Raw genomic sequence first — 25,086 nt, forward strand, 5'->3', positions numbered from 1 at the left:
ATCGGGAAAGGGTCGTGAAAACGGTTTAGAGATGATTTTGGGGCAATTTCACTCCACTGCCCAGAGGGTGATGACATCGGTAGGGAACTCGCAAGCAGGGGCAGGCAGAAGGACCCTCGCTCGGTACGATGTGGGGCTGGTTCCTGTTCCCCGCATCCATTTCCCAACGCTCAAATACCCATGCCTCGTGCAGCCCTGCGAAAGCCGAACCCTGATCTCGATCTGTCGAAATGGTTGAAAAAGCCCGAGGATCTGCCGCTGGAATTGTCGAGCCAAACGCTTTTTGGGAACGATCAACCGCTGGAGATTGAAGTCGGCAGCGGCAAGGGGCTGTTCATCCAAACCGAGTCGCAGCGATGCCCGGAACACAACTATTTTGGCATCGAGATCGCCGGCAAGTACGCGGCGCATGCGGCGGCGAGACTGGCTCGGCGAAAACAAGCCAACGCGATGATGCTGTCCGGAGACGCCGAACCGCTCTTCGCCAGTCGCCCGCGCAGCTACGCGCAATCACCGAGTGACAGCAGCGAGCACGGCCGTTCCCCGGATCCGCTCGTGCCCCGCATCGCCAGCGGATCACTCGAAGCTGTGCACGTTTATTTTCCGGACCCGTGGTGGAAGAAGCGGCATCGCAAGCGACGGGTCTTGAGTGACGCCAATATCCGCGAGTTCAGCCGTGTGCTCCGCACCGGCGGACGACTGCATTTCTGGACCGATGTGCTCGACTACTTCGAGCTCACCGTCGAGCTGATCGCGGAGATCGCCCCAGAGCTTGGTGTCCCCTTGCCGGAGGTGCAGCGGGAATCGACACACGATCTCGATTACCACACGCACTTTGAACGACGCAGCCGCAAGTTCGGCATCCCGGTCTATCGGGTCTGTTACCGCAAACGCGACCGCTGATGAACCAGTATTGAGCCGAGTGCCGTAAGGCACCGGGTAACGCATGAACCAACATTGAGCCGAGTGCCGTAAGGCACCGGGTAACGCACGAACCAGTATTGAGCCGAGTGCCGTAAGGCACCGGGTAACGCACGAACCACTATTGAGCCGAGTGCCGTAAGGCACCGGGTAACGCACGAACCAGTATTGAGCCGAGTGCCGTGAGGCACCGGGTAACGCACGAACCAGTATTGAGCCGAGTGCCGTGAGGCACCGGGTAACGCATGAACCAGTATTGAGCCGAGTGCCGTGAGGCACCGGGTAACGCATGAGTCACTATTGAGCCGAGTGCCGTGAGGCACCGGGTAACACCGCTTACTGATCGCTCGTCAACTCGCCTGGCTCGGGATCACCCAGGTAATCCTCGATGTAGAGCATTTGCACGATCACCATGATCGCGACCACCAGCGGAGCGGCCATCATGACTCCGAGCACACCGACGAGCACACCCATTAATAATTGGGCAGCAATCGTCAAAATCGGCGGTAGCGAGACTTCGCTCCGCTGGATCATCGGTGTGATCAGGTAGCTCTCGACGCCCTGTAGGACCACGTTGAAGATCGCCACATAGATTGCCGTCTCCGTGCTGACATTGAGCGCCAGCAGGATCTGCGGTACCGCCGCGAGCAGCGGTCCGAAGTTGGGCAGGAACGTCAAGAGTGCTGCGACAACACCGAGCGTCACGGGCAGTGGGACGTTGAGGAAGTACAATCCGATCGCCGTCAGCACACCCACGATTGCCATCGACATCAGCCGTCCCACGATCCAGCGGACGAGAGCATCATTGAGTTGATCGAGTACTTCCTCACCTCGTTGGCGTGACCGCAGCGGAACCAGTTTCATCATTCCGGTCCGGTACAGCTGGGGCTCGTAAGCCGCGTAGAGACCAACGAACAGGATGACGAACGCGCCTGTGATCGCCGCTCCGGCCGAACGCATGCCGCTGAGGACGCCCTGCCACGCAGTGCTCGCGTGCTGGAACAGAGTCGTTTTGAGGTCAACCGATTCAGGCACCACTTTTTGGGTCAGCTCTGATTCGCTCGCCCGCTGCTGGGCGTTTACTAGCGAGGTTTGCAACTCGGAGGCGAACTCGTCCGCTCTCGCTACAACGAGCGACCCTAGATAGTAGAACCCCAGACAAGACGTCAGCAGAAACACCGCCACGACGATCATGTAGTTCGTTCGGTACGACAGCGGCGTGTTGGAGGCGAGCCAGTTAGCGATGCCATGGATGAGTAGTCCGAACATGAGCCCGGCGAAAATCAGCAACAGAACGTTCATTGCCGGGACCAATAGCCCGGCGGCCGCGAGTACCAAGCCGAGAAGCAGGATTCCGAGTACGAGCGGTTGGAGGTGGCGGAGACGATGGGACACGGGGGACTCAGAGCGAGGATGAAACGTGGGAAACGACAGGCGGTTCACGCAAGCGTTTGAAAACGCAACTTCGCCTGCAGGCAGGGGAAGCACTTTTCATGCCAGGCGGGTTGCATGCGTCGACTTCCATTTCAGCTACTTTGTTGCGTCAGCATCTCTATCCCAATCGCCGCATGGATCGATGCGAAACCAGAGTCGCTGACCGTCTTGGAATGGCATGCTGAGCTCGAAGTTCTCGAAGCAGACGCCGCCGGCAATGGGAGCGTCCGTTCCCCAATAGGTCCGCCGTGCATTCACCGCAACCATCGGCGCGGCATCCGCCTCAGCACGCCAAACGTGCATCGCCCCCTGGCCTTGGTACCGCCACTGGGGTGGAACCGCCGGCGCATAAGCGGCGCGAGAGGGGTGAGCAAAATCGCTGCTCAGACCGGCCCAGTAGTCGCCGCTGGCGGTCCGGTCGAGCGTCTCGGCGGGCCAGTCTCGCCAAGGGAGAAACCCGAGGCCGTCAAGCTGCTCGTCGCTCCAAAGTTGGGACGCCCACTCAACTCGACCCTCAGCGAGATGCAGTTCACGCAGTAACCCGTAATTGCCCATCGTCGCCGAAATGACACAGCTCTCCATCGGAGCACTCTCGGCGGCGGCATGGATCACGATCTCCACCTCGTGAGGTTGGCCGCGATGGAAGAGAAGTTCGAGGATCGGCTGAGCCCCATTTTGAAATCGTTCGGGATGCACGAATAGTCGCAGCGTTCCGGCCGCTCGATCGAGCACTCCCGGCGGCAGTTCGTCAGCGACCTTCGGTCCAGACAAAGAGTTCGAGGGGATGAACGTCAGACCACCCTGCCCTGCCCGCTGGCGGCTTTGCTCAAGCTCCGACTGCCCACGTCCTGCCTGGCCTTGGACTGCCGGTTCGACAGACAGGTAGTTGACCATCCGAGGGTAGTGCTGGCCCAGATAGGGCGCATAGATGCGAATCAGCCCGTGTGGCCCTGGGGCCGGGGCCAAGCCGATCTGCAGTCCATCACGATGTCCCCAGGTCGGCTGGTCCGCGGGGACGCCGTCACCGGGCCACACAAAATCGTCGCTTCCTGACGCTAATGGGCACGCGATCAACGACAGCAACAGGAACCGATGAAACCAGGACATGATGTTCCTCACGCGGGTTTTGCGTTGGTTTATTGAACGACATTGAAGTAGGGCCGGTTCCTACCGGCCGTCCCCAGTGCGTCACACACAACCGAACAACCGCCTTCCAATTCGCATTTGGAACCAACCTAATTGAATGAGCGGCGCCTTTGGCCGGTGGGAACCGGCCGTACGGTCGCGCACGCGGGTTTTGCGTTGGTTTATTGAACGACATTGAAGTAGGGCCGGTTCCTACCGGCCGTCCCCAGTGCGTCACACACAACCGAACAACCGCCTTCCAATTCGCAATTGGAACCAATTTAATTGAATGAGCGGCGCCTTTGGCCGGTGGGAACCGGCCCTACGGTCGCGCACGCGGGTTTTGCGTTGGTTTATTGAACGACATTGAAGTAGGGCCGGTTCCCACCGGCCGTCCCCAGTGCGTCACACACAACCGAACAACCACCTTCCAATTCGCAATTGGAACCAATTTAATTGAATAAGCGGCGCGGGTGGCCGGTGGGAACCGGCCCTACGGTCGCGCACGCGGGTTTTGCGTTGGTTTATTGAACGACATTGAAGTAGGGCCGGTTCCCACCGGCCGTCCCCAGTGCGTCACACACAACCGAACAACCACCTTCCAATTCGCATTTGGAACCAACCTAATCGAATAAGCGGCGTCTTTGGCCGGTGGGAACCGGCCCTACGTTAGCGTTGCACGCGGGCTGAACCGCCCTTGGCCAAGGCTTCAACTTCGGCGAGCGAGGCGCGGGAGACGTCGCCGGGGAACGTTGTCAGCAATGCTCCGTGAGCCCAACCCAAACGCAGTGCTTCGTCGGGGCTGCGACCATCGAGCAGGCCGTAGGTCAAGCCGGATGCAAATCCATCGCCGCCACCGATACGATCGAGCACGTCGAGTTCTGCCGTCGGGGCCACGTACTCTTTGCCTTCGTGCCACAGGACGGCGCTCCACGAGTGCCGATTGGTCGAGTGGACTTCACGCAGCGTTGTCGCGACGGCTTTGACGTTGGGGAATTTTTCCACCGCGTCACCGATCATCTTGAAGAAATTCTTGGGGTCGAGTCCACCGCCGGCTTTCTCTTCGACGTCGGGACCTTTGATGCCGCAACCCTTCTGCAGGTCTTCTTCATTGCCGACGAGCAAGTCAACGTTCTGGACGATCTTGGCCATCATTTCTTGTCCCTTGGACAAGCCACCGATGGTGTCCCAGAGCTTGGCGCGGTAGTTCAGGTCAAACGATCGAATCGCACCGTGGCGCCCAGCCGCTTCCATCATCTCGATCACGACTTCGGCAGTCGTTTCGGACAGGGCGGCAAAGATCCCGCCGCTGTGTACCCACCGCACACCGCCCGCAAAAATCTTGTCCCAATCGAAATCACCGGGCTTGAGCATCCCGCCGGCTTCGTTGGCTCGGTTGTAGAACACAACCGGGGCGCGGACGCCTTGCCCGCGATCGCTGTACACGGTGGCCATGTTCGGTCCCCGTACACCGTCATGCTCGAATTGTTTGTAGAACGGCCGCACGCCCATCGCTCGGACCTGACGCTGGATCAGTTCACCGATGCCGTTGTTGACCATCGCCGTCGCCACGCCCGTGGACAAACCAAAGCAGGATGAGAGGTTTGCGGCGCAGTTGTATTCACCACCCGAAACGTGCACGTCGAAATTGGTCGCCGTGCGAAACGGGATCACACCCGGATCGAGACGATGCACGAGGGCACCGAGAGCAAGGAAATCGAGATCAGCACCAGCAGCGGGGATGTTCAGGGAAGCCATGTTTTTTCCATTTCAAGCAAGAGGAGTTTAAGAGCCGTGGGGGCGTTAGGCCCTGGTTGCTACCAAGGAACCAGGCTGTTTCGTGAATCGAATTTCTGGCCGGCAATGGTGAGCCGAATGTCGTCATGGTATCGGGCAACGCGCGAAAGTCGGCCGACCGAAGGAGCGAGCGGGAAATGACTGTCTGAAATTGTGGTCGAGCGCTCCGCGGTCGACCATTCCGGCCGCGGAGCGTTCGGCCGCTTATCTTCCGCTCGTTCCTAAGCATCGCGGCTCACTATATCAACCGCCCGCGAACGCCAAAATGGTCAAACCTCAAACGAAGGTTCCGCTCTGGCCAGCAAGCTGATTGCAAACCGTTCCGTAGCCGGCAGCTAGATCGTCACCGAGGCGAAACCGCCATCAACGGCGATGTTCTGGCCGGTGACGAATGAGGACGCCCGTCGGCTGGCCAACCAGATCGCTGCACCGGCGAGTTCTTCGGCCTTGCCAAAGCGTGCCATGGGCGTGTGACCGATGATCTGGCCGCCCCGCTCGGTGTAGCTGCCGTCTTCCTGGAACAGCAATTTGCGGTTCTGTTCGGCTGGGAAGAAACCGGGGCTGATCGCGTTGACGCGGACACCGGTCGTCGCCCATTCACGGGCCAGCCACAGGGTCAGGTTGATCACGGCGGCCTTGGCAGCCGAATAGGCAACGACTCGCGACAGCGGAATGATGCCCGACATCGAAGCGATGTTGATGATGCTGCCGACACCGGCGTCAATCATCGCCGGTGCGAACACTTGGCTGGGTAACAACGCACCGCCAACGAGGTTCAGGTCAAAGACGGTCTGCCAGGCATCGAGTGGCAGGCCACAGATATCGCCGCCGGGAGGGATCGTGGCATCGGGGTGGTTGCCGCCAGCGGCGTTGACAAGCACGGTTGGCGTACCGGCCCAGGAGATCACGCTATCGCGGGCGGCCTCGAGCGAGTCGCGCTGCAAACCGTCGGCAGCAAAAAACTTGGCTTCGCCGCCCGCCGCTACGATCGCCTGAGCGCGAGCGTTGCCGCGATCCGCATTTCGCCCGAGTACGGCGATTTTCGCCCCCGCACTACCAAGCGATTCGGCCATCTGCCCACCGAGTTCACCGGTGCCGCCGATCACGACGGCGACATCATCACTGAGATCAAAGAGTTTATTCATAGTGGCCGACAATTTAACCCTCTGACGATGGAAAGGCTAGTCGTGATGCGGCGGCTCTGGGATAGGCTCCAAGCTATACCGACAAGCGTGTTTCTCTCCGGAATTTTGCATACCGCTATTCGTTGCCTGAAATGACCGACCAGGGAACGTTGTAGTAAACACCGTTGGGATCGCTTATTTTAGGGCCTCCAAAAGGAGGAGCGATCGCGGGGACCTCCCAAGCCGCCTCGTCGCCCCGAGATAGTTTCAGGCCGCGATGGTTCTGCCGGATCGCTGCGTAGTGCCAGGATCGTGTTTCACCTTCGACGCGTGATTCCACCAGCAGGAGCAGTTCAGGATCGGTGCTGTCGGCAAACGCAAAGAGGGACCCACCGTCGACGTTGTTGGCCTGGCTCTCGTAATGGTAGAGCGGCGATGTCAGCAGACGCAGTTCTCGGAATCGATCAGCTTCTCCCTCCTCTTGGATCCGACCGCGGAACTGTCGTGCGATCCGCGACATTTGCAATCGTCGCAAGGATGATTTTGGGCTTGGGGGAGGCACGTCGGTCAGCTCATTGAACTCAACTCCGGGCTCAGTGGGGTGCCAGACTGGAACGCCGTTCAAGCGAGCGGTCAGAGGATCAAGGGATAGCGACTGAAAAGTCAGTCGTCTGGCGGTGACGGGGCCATCGAATCTCGCGTAGATACTTAGGAACGCGGCGGGGCGACCTTGCTCGGTCCACAAGTACGAGTCCCCATGAAAATTTCCGGCGATCGGGTTGGACCAACGCAGCAGCGACTTGTCTTTCTGGATTAGCTGTCGCCCCGTCGAGTTGTTGCTGAGCTTCAAATTACCAACGACGTTGGTGACCCACTCACGCACCTGTTCGCGATCGGCGATTTCGGCGGGTTGCGATATTGGTTCCTGGGCTTGCGAGTCCCCTGCGAACAGCAAAACCAGCGAGATGGAGACCGCAGATAAGTAGAGAACGCCAACCCGGGAGCAACGAATCTGCATGACTTCAAAACTCGCTCATCGGGTTGACGCTAAGCACACGAGCAAATGTCTTTCGGCTGACGGGGTTACGCCCAAGCTCTCTCGCTCACATGCTCAGGAGATCCAGATCACTCACGACGGGCGGAGCCGTCGGTCGACAATTGACTTCGGAATGAGCGGGGAATTACTGTCTGAAATGGTGGTCCAACGCTCCGCGGTCGACCGTTCCGATCCGCAGAGCGTTCGGCCACTTACTTTCCGCTCGTTCCTTAGCTTAGAAGTCGAATGGGTCGCCTGAACCGCCCGTGCTGAATGGGTCGGCACCGCCGCCGGTCGGATTGGCGAATGGGTCGCTACCGGGGGCGTCAAACGGGCTACCTTCGCCAGCGGGCTCGGGAGCAGCAGCGGCTGCTTCGCCTTCGGCGGGGACCGCGTTCTTGGCAACATCCTTGAGCACGTCGTTGGATTCGACGACGGGATCTTGGTCCATGTCATCGGCAAAGGGATCGTCTCCTGCTGGCACGGCGGGGGCCATGACGGCACGGGGGCGGGCCGCGGCCGCTGGTGCGGTTTTCGCCGGGGCCGCGGGGGCTTTATCCGCTGCGGGAGCCTTGGCGTCGGAGGAGGCTCCGAGTTCGCCGTATCTCGCCTGTGACCGGGCCAGTCCCTTCGCTAACGCAGTTAAACGGGCGGTCTCGCGAATCTGTTCCAGTTTCAATCGAGTCGGGCCTTGGATGCGAGCCAAGGCACGGCCGACCGAATTGCCGAACGCGCCGCTGGCTTCGATCTCGGCACCCTGCTGGAAATCACCCTCCGCTTCGACTTGGCGACCACTCGCCGCAGCGCTGAAGCCAAGGAAGTAGTAGGCGCGAGGGTCACGGTAACCGTTGTCAATTGCCATGTTCAACCATTCCGAGGCGCGGTCGTACTGTCCAGCGTTGTACGCATGGACTCCCCGGCCGTAAATCTCAGACAAAACCGCGGATTGAGCGTGGCAGGTGGTCCCGGGAACGGTCGCCGCCAAAGCAGTCACGCAGGCAAGAACGTTAAATATAGGGGTAAAGCGAATTTTCATCGCAGACGAGATCCTTGAGGAGGCAGTGAACACGAGAGGCGTCTGTGTTGGCAGCTTAACTTCCGGAACGACCGCTGGCAAACTTTTTGTCGTGGCAAGCCGGGAGATTTGCTACGAAAAACACCTTTTCGCGCGGTGAGGGGAACTGTGCGGGTTGTTTTTTGGGGTCTTACAGATGGGAGCGAATGATCGGGATGAGTTGTTTTTGTGGGTTGTGCCCCGTCCGGCCCACGCTGCCGATGTGAGGCGACTGCACCAAAAAACCAACTTGGTTTTCAGTCAGGGGTGGTGCGGATTTGGTAGAGTGGAGTGAACTGTCGACGATTGTAGCCAGGCGGTTCCGTCCGTCTGAGCTGGTTGAGCCTGCACTTCATTTTTGCGGATACTTCTGACGATGTTACTCAGTCTGCCATTTTTGAACCTGTCAGCTCGCGTTCCACGACGTCTTGTAGTGGCTGCTCTGCTGGTGTGGGTTTGTCTGGGATGCGGGCGAGTGCCCTGCTCTGCCGCCCAGCGTGAGGTGGTCGGGGTGAGCGATGCTGAGATCGCCAGGTTGATCGAAGGGCTGGCGTCGGATAGTTACGCGATGCGAACTCGCTGCCGCGATCATCTGATGCAAATCGGTTTGGCGGCCTTTGATCAACTGCGTGAAGCACGCAATCATCCCGACAGCGAAGTGGCTATCGTGGCGCGGCGTTTGACGAGCGGTTTGCAGGTCCAATGGTCCACCCCCGCGGACGCTACCGAAGTCCGTGATTTATTGTCGGAGTACAGTTCGCACAGTGTCTCACAGCGACGCAAACGGATCGACGCGATCGCCGATCTGACTCGCAGTGACGCGTTTTCGCCGCTGTTGCGGCTCGCCCGATTTGAACCGGAGCCCGTCCTCGCTCGGGCTGCAGCGTTGGCGTTGATCGGATTGGATGCTCGGGGGGCGAATCCTCTCGAGTCCGTGACCGGGGGCGCGGCCTCGGACCGGGAATCGAAAGCATCGGTCCGCCGTGAAATGGAGGCCGCCCAGATCGCAGCGAGCTCACTGCCGCCGGCCCGGGTCAGCAGCGAATGGTTGCAGCAGTACGCCGTCGACCTGCGTTCCGGGCGTTTGGATGTGGCCGCCTGGGAGAAACTGATCGCCAAAAACCGCGAGCAACTGGTTTTGGATGACGGTGACTTCGCTAGCGAGTCCAATGTTTCGGCTGTCGAGCTGCTCGATCTCATTGAGATGACGGCCGAGCGAGCACTTGCCTACGAGAGCCAGGACGATGCCGTCAGGATCATGGTCGCTAACGTCGATCTCATTCCGGCAAAAACTCAGACGTTGATCGAGGCGGCGACGTGGGCGCTCGATCATTCGCTCGACCCTGTCGTGATCGCCCTGTATGAATCGCAGCGAGCATTGGTCGAGAAAAGTCCGATTCTGCTCTACTCGACGGCGGAGGCGTTCTCGCACCTCGATCGTGATGCTGACGCAACCCGGCTTGCCGACGCTGCGCTCGCGATCAACCCCTTGTCGCCGCCTGACGACGCCGCGGTGCACCCGCAAACCATCGAGTACAATGCTCTGGCGCATATTGAAATCGCGGCCGAGCTGATCGAACGGGGGCTCTTTCGCTGGGCCGAGCAGGAGTACGGGCTTGTCATCGATCGATTGCCCGTCGACACCGCGGTCTCTTCGTTTGCACGATTGCGACTGGCCGAGATGCTCGGCGAAATGCAGCGTCATGCCGATGTGGTGGACATACTCACGCCGCTGACCGAGCGGATCGATCAAGATAACGAGTTTCGCGACCGATTGATTGCACGTCGCTTCTCCTACACCGACGTGCAAAGCAATCTGGACTTTCATCGTGCGTTGTTGATGATCGAGCAAGGCGAGGGCGAGGCCGCGAAGCCGATCCTGCGGAAAGCCTACGACATGGACAAGGAAAACATTGATATCCTGATCGCGATGTATCGCCTCGATGGCGATGGCGATGGCGATGGCGAGTGGGCGAAATCGGTCGCCAAAACGCTCGATGAGCGAATTCGGATGGTCCAAAGTTCGATCGATGACGCCCGCAACAACATGCAGCGGCTGGGGCCGTTTCGGACATCGAGTTTGGAATTGGCTCAAGAGCTCAATGCCTATGCGTGGTTGGTCAGTAACACGGCCGGGGATACTGCCAAGGCACTGCGGTACAGCAAGGAGTCGCTGCGAATCTCGCCAGGCCGATCAGCGTTGATGGATACTTGTGCCCGCTGCTATTTTGCGGTGGGGGATCTCGAGGCCGCCGTCAAGATGCAGGCCGAGGCGTGCGCGCTGACCCCGCACTCACCGCCGCTGCAACGCCAACTCAAAGAGTTTCGCGACGCGTTGCAAGCGTCGCAAAAGCGTATAGATTAGGTGGCCGTGGTATCGACTTCTTGCCTATGTTGAAGAACCCTCGCAGGCTCCAAGTCGATGCCGCGTTCCACAATGCACCTTCGCCGAAATCGATTCACTTTTCATGACCCAGCCTATTTCACTTGGACTCGATTTCGGTACGGAATCGGTTCGTGCCGTTTTGGTCGATTCGACGGGCAAACAGCACGGCACGGCAACGGTTCCGTACGCTCACGGCCAAATCACCTCGTCGCTGCCAGGCTGTTCCGAACCTTTGCCGCCGCACTATGCCTTGCAATCTCCTCGGGACTGGGTCGATTCGGCAGCCGAGGCCACGCGGGCGGCGATCGCCCAAGCGGGTGTCACGGCCGATCGTGTGAAGGGTATCGGTGTCGACTTCACCAGCTGCACGATGTTGCCCACCACGCGAGAGGGGCTGCCGCTGTGTGAGTTGGAGCGGTTTCGCACCGTGGCGTTAGCGTGGCCGAAGTTGTGGAAGCACCACGGGGCGGTGACGCAAACAGCGCACATGAATGAGGTCGCGAGCGGTCGGGACGAATCGTTTTTGAAACGATACGGCGGCACGATTGGGTTGGAATGGTTCTTTCCCAAAATGCTTGAGACGATCGAGGATGCACCCGACGTTGCCGCAGCGGCAGAGATTTGGATCGAGGCAGGCGATTGGTTCGTCTGGCAACTCGTCGGTGGACCTGCCGAGTCACTGGCCCGCTCGACGTGTCAGGCGGGCTACAAAGCGATGTGGTCCGCGGCCGACGGATACCCTTCGCAAGACTATTTCTCAGCCGTTTCGCCGGCACTCGCCGCCGCGGTTGAGAAATGCTTGCCTGGTGAGATGCGTTCCCCTGGCGAACGAGCTGGCGGCTTGAGCGATGCGATGGCTGAGCGGTTGGGCTTGGCACCGGGCACCGCCGTTTCCGCAGCGATCATCGATGCTCATGCCGCCGTGCCGGGCGTCGGCGCAGGCGATCCGGGAACACTCGTGATGGTGATGGGCACGAGCAGTTGTCACATGCTTAACTCCCATGCGCTGGCGGATATCTCCGGTGTAGCCGGTGTGGTCGATGGCGGGATTTTGCCTGGGCTGTATGGTTACGAGACAGGGCAAGCCGCTGTGGGGGATGCGTTCGCTTGGCTGCGAAACCTGCTCGGATTGAAATCATTTGACTCGCTTTCCGACGCCGCCATGGGGCTGCCGCCGGGTGCCGAAGGCGTGACCTGTTTGGACTGGATGAACGGTTGCCGCACGCCGTTGATGGACGGTGACTTGCGAGGTGCGTTCACTGGGCTCGGCCTTCATCATCGTGGCGAGCACTTGTATCTGGCGATGTTGGAGGCGTCTGCCTTTGGTCTCCGCTGGATCGTGGAGTTGCTGCGTGAAGGCGGGGTGGAAATCAACCGGTTCATCGCCACCGGTGGACTGCCGCATCACAATCGTGCCTTCATCGAAATCTACGCAGACGTGATCGGCAGCGAGATTGAGATTCACCCTTCAACGCAAGCGACCGCGGTCGGCGCGGCGGTGTTGGGGATGATCGCGGCGGGCTCGCAGGCCAGCGGTTTCAGTGAGATTTCGGCTGCCGCCACCGCCATGGCAGCAGCACCGCAGTCCGAATTTGACGTCGTGCGTCCGCGTTCGGACCGCACCGAGAAGTACAACGATCTGTACCGGAGATACCGAGGCTTAGCCGCCGCTGTGGCCGGCGGTCTCTCCAGCGAATGATCCCTGTCCCCACAATTTTGAGCCGAGTGCCGTAAGGCACCGGGTACCACCCCGCGAATATTCCCTGTCCTCACAATTTTGAGCCGAGTGCCGTAAGGCACCGGGTAACTCAAGAAAATGATCCCTGTCCTCACAATTTTGAGCCGAGTGCCGTAAGGCACCGGGTACCACCCCGCGAATATTCCCTGTCCCCACAATTTTGAGCCGAGTGCCGTAAGGCACCGGGTACCACCCCGCACCCGGTCGCTCACGCGGTTCGGCTTATTCTTCATTATTCCCCAACCACACCTGTCGCCTATGTCCACTGCATCACTCAACGCAAACGCACCCATCACACTCGTTGCCTCGGGCGACTTACGCGATTCGGCCAACCAGGTTTGTTGGGAGGCTCAGCAAGCCATGGAATCGCAGTTGACCGCGGCGATCGGTCGTTTCGGGCGCACGGTCGTTCGCGGTCACGAGTTCGACGAGGCTCGCGGCCATGGCTTCATTCGCTCACAGCGGCAAGGGATGGATGTGTTTCGTGGCATTGACCCTGATTCGCCCGTGATCATTGCCGAAGCGGTCTGGCAATACTCGCACCACGTGCTCGCTGGATTGATCTCGCACCGAGGGCCAATTCTCACCGTTGCAAACTGGTCGGGACAATGGCCTGGGTTGGTGGGGCTTTTGAATCTAAACGGGTCGCTCGCCAAGGCAGGTGTGAAGTATTGCTCGCTGTGGAGCGAGACATTTGACGATGACGCTTTTCTCGAAAAGCTGCAGTCATGGCTGGAGACCGGTTCGCTCACCCATGACACCTCTCACGTTGGCCCCTTCGATCTCTCGGCATGCGACGATCAAGCACACGCGGTCGGCCGAGAGGTTGCCCAGACCCTGCGGCGTGACCAAGCGATCATGGGTGTTTTTGATGAGGGGTGTATGGGCATGTTCAATGCCATCATTCCGGACTCGCTGCTCAATCCACTCGGTGTTTTTAAAGAGCGGCTCAGCCAATCGGCCCTTTATCACGAGACCCGCGGCGTGTCCGATCGCGAGGCCCAGGCTGTCCGTGACTGGCTGGACAACCAGGGCATGAAATTCCATACCGGCGATGATCCTGCGAACGACCTGACGGATGCTCAAATCCTCGATCAGTGCCGCATGTATATCGCGACATTGCGGATCGCGGATGATTTCGGTTGTGATTGTGTCGGCATTCAGTACCAGCAGGGACTCAAGGATTTGTTGCCGGCGAGTGATCTCGTCGAAGGCATGCTCAACGATTCGGTGCGGCCAGCGGTGATGTCGCGCGATGGTTCACGCGAGCTGTTTGCCGGCCGTCCCTTGACGCACTTCAACGAAGTCGATGAGTGCGCGGGCGTTGATGGCCTGTTGACCGACCGCGTCCACCGTGCGCTCGGCCAACCGGTTGAAAACACGCTCCATGACTTGCGGTGGTCCGACCGAGATGCCTCCGGCACCGTCGATGATGAGGTGTGGGTGCTCGAGATCAGCGGCGCAGTGCCTGCGTCGCACTTTGCCGGCGGTTGGGCCGATGCGGAAGGCTTTCGGCAACCGCCCATGTATTTCCCTAGCGGCGGCAGCACCGTGCGAGGTGTTTCGAAGCCAGGCTCCGTTGTATGGTCGCGAATTTTCGTGGCTGATGGCCGACTGAAGATGGATATCGGGCGGGCTACTGCCGTTGAGTTGCCCGCCGAGGAAACGCAGCGCCGCTGGGATAGCACGACTCCGGTATGGCCGGTCATGCACGCGGTCTTGCACGGTGTCACCCGCGACCAAATGATGGCCCGGCATCACGCCAATCATATCCAAGTCGCCTATGCCCATTCCGAGGCGGAAGCCGATCTCGCCATGCAGGCGAAGGCAGTCGCCGCGGCCGAGCTGGGTATCGAAGTGTTCCAGTGTGGTGGTGCGAAGTAGCCCAGGACGACAGCCATTGCCGTCGGTTTAATGATTTTTCGGTGGCTAGGCATCGCGGGATCGCATAAACTAGACGGTCCCGCCGCCGACTCGATCGGCAGAATTCCCCTCTCCCTTCCCCTCATTTTGCTCTTGCGGAGCACCTGATGCTCGCGATACGCCACGCCACGATCCTTTTGCTTTTGCTGGCCGGTAATTCGGTCGGCCGAGCGGAGTCTCTGCAGTCTACTTTCGAAGGCACCGTGCAACCGGTTCTGCAGTCGAGTTGTGTCGAGTGCCACAACGGTGACACCACCGAGGGTGATCTCGATTTGACGGTCGACCATGACCTCGCGTCGGTGGTCAAGAATTTCCGTCGCTGGTCGGGTGTCTTGGATCGGTTGGAGGCTGGTGAAATGCCGCCCGAAGACGCCGATCATCAACCGACGGATGCGGAGCGTGCGGCGGTGATCGCGTGGATCGAGCAAGTCAAATCGGCGGAGGCGGCGCGGACCAAGGGCGACCCCGGCATCGTGCTGCCCCACCGGCTCAGTGGTAGCGAGTACAACTACACCATCCGCGATTTGACGGGCGTTGATATTCAGCCCGCCGCAGCCTTTCCGGTCGATCCAGCCAACGAAGCGGGGTTTGATAACTCCGGTGAATCGCTGGCCATGTCCCCTGCCCTGCTGAAGAAATATCTCGATGCGGCGGGGAAGGTTTCCGAACATCTGGCCCTGACGCCGAGTGGATTTGAGTTCGCTCCACATCCCGTGATCACGCCCACCGATCGCGATAAGTTTTGTGTCAATCGCATCATTGATTTCTATCGAAACCAGCGGACGGACTACGCGGATTACTTTGAAGTGTTGTGGCGGTTCCAGCATCGCGAGGATCTTGGCAATGACGACGCAACGCTCGCACAGTTGGCGAGTGAGCGCGGCCTCAGCGAGCGATACTGTGAAACGCTATGGCAACTTCTCGGTGGCCATCATGAACCAACAGCAGACCTCCCATCGGTTGGCCCCGTCGCCGCGTTGAGGCTTTTGCTGAGCGGACTTCCCGATGCCTCGACACCCGAGAACATCGCTGCCGCACGGGCGGGATGTCAGACGATGGCTTCGTTCGTTTCGGATTTGAGAGCGTCATTGGTCCCCAGTATTCCGAACTTGACCTCACCGCAAATGAACAACGGGTCGCAGCCGTTGGTGCTATGGAAGAATCGCCAATTCGTCGCCAACCGACGTCGCTATGTCGAGGGCGAACTACCAACAGGTGGCTTTGGACTGGAGCCTGATTCGGCGGCCGCCAAATTGATGGAGGTGGCTGACGATGCGGATGCAGCGGCGCTGAAGCAGTCACTGGCTCAGTTTTGTGATGTGTTCCCCGACACCTTTTTTGTTTCTGAACGCGCTCGCGTGTATCTCGATCAAAAGAACGAGAAGAAATTGAAGGGGCGGTTTCTGAGCGCTGGGTTCCATAGCCAAATGGGATACTTTCGCGACGACGCGCCGCTGTACGACTTGATGCTCGATGATGCTGAACGAGAGGAACTCGACCGTCTGTGGCTAGAACTTGATTTCGTCGCGGCGGCTCCGATGCGCCAGTACTCCGGGTTTATCTGGTTCGATCGTACGGATTCAGGGTTCATGCGTGATCGCGTGTTTGATCTCTATCGCGCCGAAGATAAAGACAATACGTCGGCGGAAAAGGTTGCTGGGCTAGCGGATGCTTACTGCGAGAAAGCCAAGCGAGTCGGTGCGAGCGACCAAGCCCTGGCGGTCATCCGGTACTACTTTGAAGACATGGCGAAGACCTTTCGAAGACTCGAGAAACTCAGTGTTGAGTCACAACCTCGCCAGCTCGAAGCGTTAATTGATTTCGCAGCGCGCGCGTACCGGCGCCCGTTGTCCGGGGCTGAAGTCGCATCGATTCGGTCGTTCTACGATGCCATGCGTCAAGACGAAGGGCTCAGTCATGAACAAGCGATTCACGACGGGGTGGTCGCGGTGTTGATGTCGCCTCATTTCTGTTATCGGATCGATGTGTCGCGTGATGGGCAGCCTGCTGCCTCCTCGCTGGACGCCGCTCCAACGGTGGCGCCAGCAGTCCAACCGCTGAGTGATTACTCTCTGGCCAGTCGCCTGAGTTACTTCTTGTGGTCGAGTATGCCCGATGACGAACTGTTGGATCTGGCGGCCAGGGAACAGTTGCGGGAACCGCAGGTCATGCTCGCGCAGACCCGGCGACTGCTCGCTGATGATCGGGTCGAGGGGTTCGTTACCGAGTTCGCAGGTAATTGGTTGGATTTCCGCCGCTTCACCGAGCACAACGGCGTCGACCGGGAGCGGTTTCCGGTTTTTACCGATGAGCTCCGGCAAGCGATGGCAGAGGAGCCACTCCGGTTCTGCCGCGATCTCATCGAGCGAGATGGCTCGGTGCTGGATTTTCTCTATGCCGACTACACCTTCGTAAATCCTGTGTTGGGTCAGCACTATGGTCTCAATGCCGATCACGTGGGTGAGTCGAATGAGCAGTGGATACGTTGGGGCGAGGCGGGCCAGCACGGACGTGGCGGATTGTTGCCCATGGCTGTGTTCCTGACGCACAATTCGTCGGGGTTGCGGACGAGTCCGGTCCAGCGAGGCAACTGGCTAATCAAACGGATGCTCGGTGAAAAGGTGCCCGCGCCGCCAGCGACCGTGCCGGACCTGCCTAGCGATGAATCCAAACTCGGCGATTTGACGCTTCGTGAAACGCTGGCGCGACATCGGCAAGACGTTGCCTGTGCTGGATGTCACAACCGCATCGATTCGATGGGGTTGGTCTTCGAAGGCTACGGTCCGATCGGCGAATTTCGCGATGTGGATCTCGGCGGGCGTGCGATCGACGACTCGGCCGTGTTCCCCGACGCCAGCGAAGGAAGCGGTTTGACGGGCGTGCTGGAGTATATTCGCACTGCACGTCAGGATGATTTTGTCGACAATCTATGCCGAAAACTGTTGGCCTTTGGTCTCGGTCGGACTTTACAGTTGTCTGATGAGTCCATCGTTGCCGACATGAAACAAAGGCTCGCCGAGAACGATTATCGATTCAGCTCGATGATTGATGTGATCGTGACGAGCCCCGTATTTTTGAACAAGCGTATTCGCATTCCTCTTGATGAGACGGTAGCAATCCCATGACGTCTGCAAACTCTCACTCCAATCCTGTGAACGATTCTGTTTCGCGTCGGACGCTGCTGCGTGGTGCGGGCGTCGCGATGGCGCTGCCATGGTTGGAATCGGTTCCCGTGTGGGGTAGCGAATCGCCTGCGGGTTCCGACCCCACCTCATCACCCCAGCGTTTTGCCGCCCTGTTCATGGGCTGCGGAATCAACCAAGACCATTGGTGGGCCAAGGGCAGCGGCGCGGAGATGGAGCTCGGCAAAAGCCTCGCGCCGATGGAAGCGATCAAGCACAAGATGAATTTCATCACGGGGCTGTTCAACGAAAATGCTACCCAGGTCGGCATCCACCCGGGGCAAACCGGCAATATCCTCTCAGGAGCTTCGTTGAAGAAGGGTTCGGAGCTGCGTGGCGACATTAGCGTCGATCAGGTGCTCGCCAATCATTTTGCCGACCAAACGGTTGCCCCCAGTCTCGTGCTCGGTTGTGAGCAGCCAGTGACGGGGTATCACGAAACGAATTTCTCGATGGCGTACAGCTCGCATATTTCGTGGCAGAATGCGACCTCGCCCGTGCCGATGGAAGTCTATCCCTCGCTGGCTTTTGATTCACTGTTCGATAATCACGGCAGCCGGCGGATGGAGAGTATTTTAGACCGCGTCCGTGAAGACGCCTCTTCGCTGAGTCGACGGGTCAGTCAATCCGACCGCACCAAACTCGACGAATACCTCAGCAGCGTTCGCGAAGTCGAAAAGCGTGCTGTCTCCATGCGCGCCGCCCACGCCAAGGCCGCCGAGCGAGCCCAGCACCGCGGCAAGGACATCGCGGCGATGAAACGTCCGGATGATGGTCTGCCCGAAGACATCCGCGAGCACATGCGACTGATGTGCGACCTCGTCGCGATCGGATTCCAAACCGATAAATCACGAGTGGCAACCCTGTTGCTCAATCGTGACCTTTCAGGATTGTTCTATCCGTTTTTAGATGTCACCAACACGCACCACTCCGCGTCGCACAATGACCGCTCCGATGAATACGAGCGGATCTCACGCTACTACTGTTCGCAGTACGCGTATCTAGCGAGCAAGCTCGATGCGATGCCCGAAGGGGACGCTACCGTGCTGGATCATTCGTGCCTGTTATTCATCTCAAGCATGTGGTCGGGTAACTCACACGACTCGAGCAAGGTACCCGTGTTGTTGACGGGCGGTTTGTCCGGAACATTGGAAACCGGCCGCGTGCTGGATTTCGTCGGCAAAGACGACGACGACCGCAAACTCTGCAGCATGTATTTATCGATCATGGACCGCATGGGCGTGAAGCTCGATCACTTCGGTGACGCCGAAAAACAGCTCGCCGGATTGTAATCCTGCCGCCGCGCTCAGCAGCTTAGCGGCGTGTTGATTTCATGAGCCGAGTCGCGTGAGCGGCCAGGTGGCTCGCGTTACCCGACTGCCTTGCGGCATTCGACTCACCATTGCTGGTTGAAATTCGACTGAGCATTGCGTGAACAACACGTGATAAAACCTCCCGTAGCTACCGTCGCCAGACGGTGGGATCCCACGCTCTGGCGAGCGTACCTGCGTCCGTTTTTCTTCGCGTGATGCTAAATCAACAGCAGGTAAGGAGAAGCCCAGGCTAGCCCCGCCATTGGTCGGCACTGCGAGCCATGATCCGTTCGCAGTGCACGTTGAACGGGCCATTGGGAAGATCGAAGTTTTCGACGGATGCGGCGAGGAATCGAGTGTTTTTTGGGGAAATGTTTGGATTTCGGGTAACCTTATCCAAACAGCTGCCATGACACTAATGTGACTACCATGAACTCATTACCGGATGATTCGCAACCCGATGATTCGAAAGTGACCGATGCCTTGCAGCGTGTTTTGCGTGGTGAGACGGCTGCTTTTGAAGTCGTGCTGCGCCAGCATGAGCGGTCGTTGCGCGCCTGGTTGGCGGCGCACGTGCCGATGGGCGTTGATGTCGATGAGATTGCTCAACGTAGTTTTGTGGCTGCGTTCTCGCGTTTGGAAGAGTTCGAAATGGGAACAAATTTTGGAGCTTGGTTGTTCACCATTGCACGCTACCAGTTGATGTCTGAAAAGACTCGCCTGCGACGAATTGCGGACTATCATGCTCGCTACGGGCCGGAGCTGTTGCAGAGAGAGCTCGATCGTCGCTGTGACGAACCCCCGGAGGTTTGGACGGCAAGGCTCGAACATTTAGAGCGTTGCCTGGGGGCGTTGGGCGATCACGTACGCCGCTTCGTAACGTGGCGTTATGACGAAGGGATCCCGCTTCAAGAGATGGCTGCACGCAGCGGACGATCGGTGCCCGCGGTGAAGAAGCAGCTTTGGAAGATCAGGGGAAAGTTACAGGAGTGCATTGATGCAAGGCTTGCCAAAGAAGGGGTGTCGCCGTGAATATCCAAGACCGTTTCGCCGAATTGTGGACCGATTACCTCGAAGGTGAGTTGGACGAACGCGGATTCGAAGAGTTGCAGGAATTGCTCTCCATTGACGAGAACTTCGTGCAGCGTGCCGCCGACTTGCTGCAAACACATCGGCTGCTTGGGCTGGTTGTCGGGGATTCGGCACCGCAAAAAGATGCGTTCGTTCGCGAGACGCTAGCTCGATTACCGGAGGGCCAGGATGCGTTCGTCACCCAGGTGATGTCGCAGGTGACTACCCAGGTCGCCGCTCAGGGGGCGACGTTGGAGCCCACTCGGCGAACGCAATGGAATCGCTCTGTGATCTCTCAGCCCGTTTGGGGTGTGGCCGCATTGGCGATGGTCGCGTTCTTGTTCTTTACGTTTCGGCCGCAAGAACGATCTCCGGGCGTAATCAATGGTTCATCTCCGCACGTCAAGACAGTGGCAGGACGTCAGGTTCGGCTGGGCAGCAGTGCGCATGCGAAGTTTTTCGGTGAACTCCCTCCGCCCGTGGGCGCCGTGCTCGCACCCCATCGCGAGTACGTCCTGATGAGCGGCCTGATTGAAATCTTGTTTCCCGCTGGCGCGGCGGCGATTCTCGAAGGACCCGCGGTGTTTCACGTTTTGTCCGACGAGAGTCTGGCGTTGGACGTCGGCCGCTGCTCGGTCCATGCACCCGAGGGGGCGGAAGGTTTTCATGTCGAAACGCCAGTGACCCGCGTGGTGGATCGAGGGACCCGGTTTTCCGTGAACGTCAGCGAAACAAGTGAAACAGAAGTGCAGGTGATCGAAGGTGCCGCAGATATCTATGATGTTCAGCGATTTGCAAACGCTCCCGACGCAGACGACTCGGGGGAGCGGTTGGCGGGCGGGGAAGCGAAACGGTTTGTGACGGCAGGTTCCTTCGCGACAGTGGATCTTCCATTTCAGGCGAACTCCTACCGCAGTCAATTGCCTGACCGCGTGATGTCTTATGAAACAACTTTGGGACCGGACGGGGACGCTGAAAACTTGACGAGTGTGACCGTCCAACGTGGCGGCAAAGTGACGCAATTCCCCGTTGGTTCATTGATTCCCGCGCGGCTCACCTGGTTCAAAGCGACCGTCCCCCGACCGTTCCTGTGTGGTGGTGCAACACTCCCAGCGCCCCGCATCGAGTCCCTGGTGGATTGCAGTCTCGTCACAGGCGTGATCAATCCTGATGGGAGCGTCGATCCGCTGACAACCGATCCGGTTCTCGAAGGTGATGCGGGTTCGCCGGGGATGGCAATTCGATTCGACCAACCGGTCGTTAATGGTCCCGGAGCGGATGTGCTCGTCTTTGACCTGCAAGCATTCGGGAATCCGCCTGATGGTGATCCGTTTCACGTCAGCCCGCTGAAGTTCCGCGACGGTCTAAAATCGCAGACAATTCGGAAGTATGATCTCACGATGGAATCGCCCGAAGTAAAAGTACTGACGACGTTCCATGTCCACTTTTTTGCGGACAAGGTGAGATCGCTCGCAGAACTCGACTCACTTAAGACTTCATCTCAGCAGCAAAATATCAAATTTCGCGGCCTCGCCGTTGGGATTGATCTCTCAGACATGGGATACGCGAGCGGCGAGGTCGTCGAAGGACTCTTTATCCAGGACGCACTTGACGATGGTCATTATGTCGACCCTGTTTTCATCGCTGGCCTGCCAGAGGAAGAATTAGAATGAAATTTGCTGAACAACATGATGTTCGAGCGACCGGTACGCCGGCGCGTCAGCGACGGAACGCGTTGAGGCAGTTCCCTCGCTTACGCTTCGGAGTGCATTGGCTATCGTCGCCAACAATGCTTGGCGTTCTAACAATCGCGTCGCTGCTCGTGTGCGGACGTCCAGCGATCGCTGCGGACCCATCGACGGCAAAACGGGACTTGTTTGAACAGCACGTCCGACCGATGCTGCTGACGAACTGCATCAAGTGCCATGATGAGAGCAAGCAAGAGGGCGGACTGAACCTGACCACCATGGAAGGTTTGCTGCTCGGAGGCGACTCCGGTCCCGCGATCGTTCCCGGGAATCCCGATGAAAGTTTGCTGCTCGAAGCACTGCGTTATGAATCGTACGAAATGCCTCCGAGTGGTCAGCTAGAAGATTCACTGGTCGGCGGCGTCGCTGCCTGGGTGGCTGCGGGGGCGGACTGGCCAACCGGTCTGGAACTGAAGAAGGTCTCGAAGATCGACGAAAACGATCGCCACTGGTGGTGCTATCAACCTGTTGGGAATCCTGCGGTTCCCGACGTCGATGATAATGGCTGGTGTCGTAATGAAATTGACCACTTTGTCTTGCAGCGTTTGCGGCAGGACGACGTCAGCCCCGCGGTCGAAGCGGAACCGCGAAAGCTCGCTCGCCGCGTTCATTTTGCACTCACAGGATTACCTCCTTCCGACGAAACGGCTTTGTTGTTGCAGAGTGGAGATGGATGGTACGAATCACTTGTCGATCAGCTTCTCGACGGGGCTTCCTATGGTGAGAATCAGGCAAGGTTCTGGTTGGATCTTGCCCGCTATGCTGATTCGGATGGATACAATGCGGATCACGGTCGCCCCGAGGCCCGCCACTTCCGTGACTATGTGATTCGTTCCTTTAATGAAGACAAACCTTATGATCGTTTTGTGCAGGAACAACTCGCCGGGGATGAAGTCGATCCAGGGAATAAAGATGCCCTGATCGGCACGATGTTCTTGCGACACTGGATTTACGAATACAATCAACGTGATGTTGAGGGGCAATGGTCGCAGATTATCAACGACGTCACCGAAACAACTGCGGACGTCTTCCTCGCCCAAGGTCTCAAATGTGCCCGCTGCCACGACCATAAGTTTGATCCCTTGTTGCAGCGAGACTACTTTTCCTTCCGCTCCTTCTTCACACCTCTGCTGCCTCGCGAAGACCAACCGATTGCAGACGTTGCCACACGCACCAAGCATTTTGAGCAACAGCTCGTCTGGGAAGCAGCGACGGCCGAGATTCGTCAGCATCTGCACGAAATTGAAACGCCTGTGCTCCTCAAGAAGGCGGGAGGACAGGGCTTCAAGATGTTCACCAAGGAAATCCAAGCTCTCGTATCGAGTCGACGTGCTGAGATCAGTCCGTACGAGTATCAGATTGTGGCACTGACGAAGCGTCAGTTGGAGATCAAGCCTGAGAAACTACCTGAATGGCTCGACGAGGCTCAGGAAGCTGAACGCCAGGAACTGCTAAAGGAACTGGCGAAATTTGATCACTTAAAGCCTGAACCACTGCCAACGATGAAATTTGTCGTCAGCGACGTAGGGCCGGAAGCACCACCGACGTTCATTCCCGACATGAACGATCAGACTCCCATTGAGCCTGCATTCCCTGTCGTTTTGGGAGATGAATTGCCGGAAATACAGCCTCCTGCCGTGGCGCTGCAATCGACAGGACGACGCACCGCGTTGGCGAATTGGATTGCCAGTAAAGAGAATCCTTTGACCGCCCGAGTGATGGTCAATCGTGTCTGGCAACAACATTTCGGACGTGGTCTCGTCGAGAACACCAGTGATTTTGGTCGGCTTGGAACACCTCCATCGCACCCGGAATTGCTCGATTGGCTCGCGCGTCGGTTCATGGACGACGGTTGGAGCTTCAAGAAACTGCACCGTCTGATTTTGACGTCAGCGACCTATCGTCAATCGTCTGAACGTCCCATGGACGATCAACTGGCGACGCTCGACCCGCAGAACATACTCCTGTGGCGGCAGAGTCCACGCCGACTTTCAGGTGAAGAAATCCATGATTGCTTGATCACGGCCAGTGGTGAAATGGGACCGTCGAAACGAGCAATCTACAAGAACGTCAAACGCAACGCTCTGGATCCGTTGTTAGCCGTGTTTGATTTCCCAGACCGTGTCGAGAGTCAGGGGATGCGGCATCGGACGACCACCTCGCCTCAATCGTTGCTGATGATGAACAATCCGTGGCTGCACGATCGTGCCAAGGGGTTCACCGGAAATGTGGGGTCAATGAGCCTGGATTCGCTGGTGGACGAGGCCTTTCAACGCCTCTATTTCCGTTCGCCGAGTCCGGAAGAACTCGAGATGGCCGCCGCGTTCATCGAGTCGTATGAAGCCGATGCCGAGATTTCTGAACCGCCGAATCCATTGGTCTCCATGCCGAGCGGCGGCTCCGCAATCCAGCTCAGTGCGAAAAAGCCGATGTCCATTCAAGTTGCCCCGCTGAAAGAGTTGCTCGAGCCTGAAGCCGATGGTGACTTCACGATCGAAGCGACCGTGATGCTGCATTCGCTGTACCCCGATGCCTCCGTTCGGACAATCGTCTCGGGTTGGTCGGGCAATAACTCCCAACGCGGTTGGTCGCTCGGTGTGACGTCCACCAAGAGTAGCTACCAGCCCCGCAATCTGATTCTACAGTTGATCGGTTCACGAAGTGACGAGAGTAGCAAACCGGAATACGAAGTCATTGCCTCGAACTTGCGACTGGAGTTAAACAAACCGTACTACATCGCAGTGTCGATTGATTTGGATAGTCCTTCCGAGGAAGGCATCACGTTCTATCTGAAGGATCTGTCGAAACCAGATGCTGCACCGGAAGTTGCTCATGTTGCTCACCAAGCTCGCTGGAACGTGCAAGCGAACCGCCCGATTGAAATTGGTGGTCGTGCGGGTCACCATGTTTGGGATGGGTTGGTTCAAAATGTTCGGTTGCAAAGGAGTGCTTTGAGCCAGGAGGATTTGTTGGGCGATCAACCCGATAAGTCCCCGTTACTCTTCGATCTCCAGTTTACAGACATCAAAAATTTAGGTCAGGATCAATCGGGGCATCAACATCATGCCAACGTGACTGATCGAGAAGCGACATACGCTTCGCCTGCGATGCAAGCACGTATCGCATTGATCCACGCACTCCTATGCTCTAATGAGGTGATTTATGTCGATTGATAAGAGTGGACCAAACTTCCCGTCTGCCATGCCGGAACGCCAGCCCGAAAGCCCATCCTAC

General features: G+C 58.4%; 15 protein-coding genes. 9 read left to right on the forward strand and 6 right to left on the reverse strand.

What is annotated here, in order from left to right; all coding sequences use genetic code 11:
• Positions 1–180 precede the first annotated feature (180 nt).
• Entirely contained in the window at positions 181–903 is a 723-nt protein-coding gene (gene trmB, locus SH410x_RS00620; protein ID WP_473673715.1) for a tRNA (guanine(46)-N(7))-methyltransferase TrmB, read from the forward strand.
• Positions 904–1,257: 354 nt separating this feature from the next.
• Here trmB and SH410x_RS00625 read toward each other — a convergent pair whose 3' ends face one another.
• The 6 genes from SH410x_RS00625 to SH410x_RS00650 form a co-directional block, all read right to left on the reverse strand.
• Positions 1,258–2,316 carry an AI-2E family transporter gene (locus SH410x_RS00625; protein WP_473673717.1) on the reverse strand — a complete coding sequence of 353 codons (1,059 nt, stop codon included), beginning with the start codon at positions 2,314–2,316 and terminating at the stop codon, positions 1,258–1,260.
• Between the two features lie 135 nt (positions 2,317–2,451).
• A complete protein-coding gene (locus SH410x_RS00630) occupies positions 2,452–3,462 on the reverse strand; it encodes a hypothetical protein (protein WP_473673719.1) in 1,011 nt (336 codons plus the stop codon).
• 687 nt (positions 3,463–4,149) lie between these two features.
• Entirely contained in the window at positions 4,150–5,238 is a 1,089-nt protein-coding gene (locus tag SH410x_RS00635; RefSeq protein ID WP_473673721.1) for a PfkB family carbohydrate kinase, read from the reverse strand.
• Positions 5,239–5,612: 374 nt separating this feature from the next.
• Positions 5,613–6,422, reverse strand: coding sequence for an SDR family oxidoreductase (locus tag SH410x_RS00640; protein WP_473673723.1), 810 nt, complete (start codon positions 6,420–6,422; stop codon positions 5,613–5,615).
• A 115-nt stretch (positions 6,423–6,537) separates the two neighbouring features.
• Positions 6,538–7,419 carry a hypothetical protein gene (locus SH410x_RS00645; RefSeq protein ID WP_473673725.1) on the reverse strand — a complete coding sequence of 294 codons (882 nt, stop codon included), beginning with the start codon at positions 7,417–7,419 and terminating at the stop codon, positions 6,538–6,540.
• 253 nt (positions 7,420–7,672) lie between these two features.
• On the reverse strand, positions 7,673–8,473 hold the full coding sequence (locus SH410x_RS00650) for a tetratricopeptide repeat protein (RefSeq protein ID WP_473673727.1): 801 nt from the start codon (positions 8,471–8,473) through the stop codon (positions 7,673–7,675).
• 394 nt (positions 8,474–8,867) lie between these two features.
• Here SH410x_RS00650 and SH410x_RS00655 point away from each other — a divergent pair, with 394 nt between their 5' ends.
• The 8 genes from SH410x_RS00655 to SH410x_RS00690 all read left to right on the forward strand — a co-directional run bounded on the left by SH410x_RS00655 (position 8,868) and on the right by SH410x_RS00690 (position 25,025).
• Positions 8,868–10,856: a tetratricopeptide repeat protein gene (locus tag SH410x_RS00655; RefSeq protein ID WP_473673729.1), complete on the forward strand. Its 1,989-nt coding sequence runs from the start codon at positions 8,868–8,870 to the stop codon at positions 10,854–10,856.
• A gap of 103 nt (positions 10,857–10,959) precedes the next feature.
• The gene (locus SH410x_RS00660; protein ID WP_473673731.1) at positions 10,960–12,576 is read left to right on the forward strand and encodes a ribulokinase; all 1,617 of its coding nucleotides are present in this window, start codon (positions 10,960–10,962) and stop codon (positions 12,574–12,576) included.
• 297 nt (positions 12,577–12,873) lie between these two features.
• Entirely contained in the window at positions 12,874–14,499 is a 1,626-nt protein-coding gene (locus tag SH410x_RS00665; RefSeq protein ID WP_473673733.1) for an L-fucose/L-arabinose isomerase family protein, read from the forward strand.
• 146 nt (positions 14,500–14,645) lie between these two features.
• Positions 14,646–17,663 carry a DUF1592 domain-containing protein gene (locus SH410x_RS00670; protein ID WP_473673735.1) on the forward strand — a complete coding sequence of 1,006 codons (3,018 nt, stop codon included), beginning with the start codon at positions 14,646–14,648 and terminating at the stop codon, positions 17,661–17,663.
• A 26-nt stretch (positions 17,664–17,689) separates the two neighbouring features.
• Entirely contained in the window at positions 17,690–19,012 is a 1,323-nt protein-coding gene (locus tag SH410x_RS00675; protein WP_473673737.1) for a DUF1552 domain-containing protein, read from the forward strand.
• Between the two features lie 450 nt (positions 19,013–19,462).
• Positions 19,463–20,065, forward strand: coding sequence for a sigma-70 family RNA polymerase sigma factor (locus tag SH410x_RS00680; RefSeq protein ID WP_473673739.1), 603 nt, complete (start codon positions 19,463–19,465; stop codon positions 20,063–20,065).
• Entirely contained in the window at positions 20,062–21,777 is a 1,716-nt protein-coding gene (locus SH410x_RS00685; protein ID WP_473673741.1) for a FecR domain-containing protein, read from the forward strand. Before SH410x_RS00680 ends, SH410x_RS00685 begins: the two co-directional genes overlap by 4 nt.
• Positions 21,774–25,025 carry a DUF1553 domain-containing protein gene (locus tag SH410x_RS00690; protein WP_473673742.1) on the forward strand — a complete coding sequence of 1,084 codons (3,252 nt, stop codon included), beginning with the start codon at positions 21,774–21,776 and terminating at the stop codon, positions 25,023–25,025. Before SH410x_RS00685 ends, SH410x_RS00690 begins: the two co-directional genes overlap by 4 nt.
• The last annotated feature ends 61 nt before the right edge of the window (positions 25,026–25,086 follow it).

It is taken from the genome of Rhodopirellula sp. SH410 (assembly GCF_055811895.1).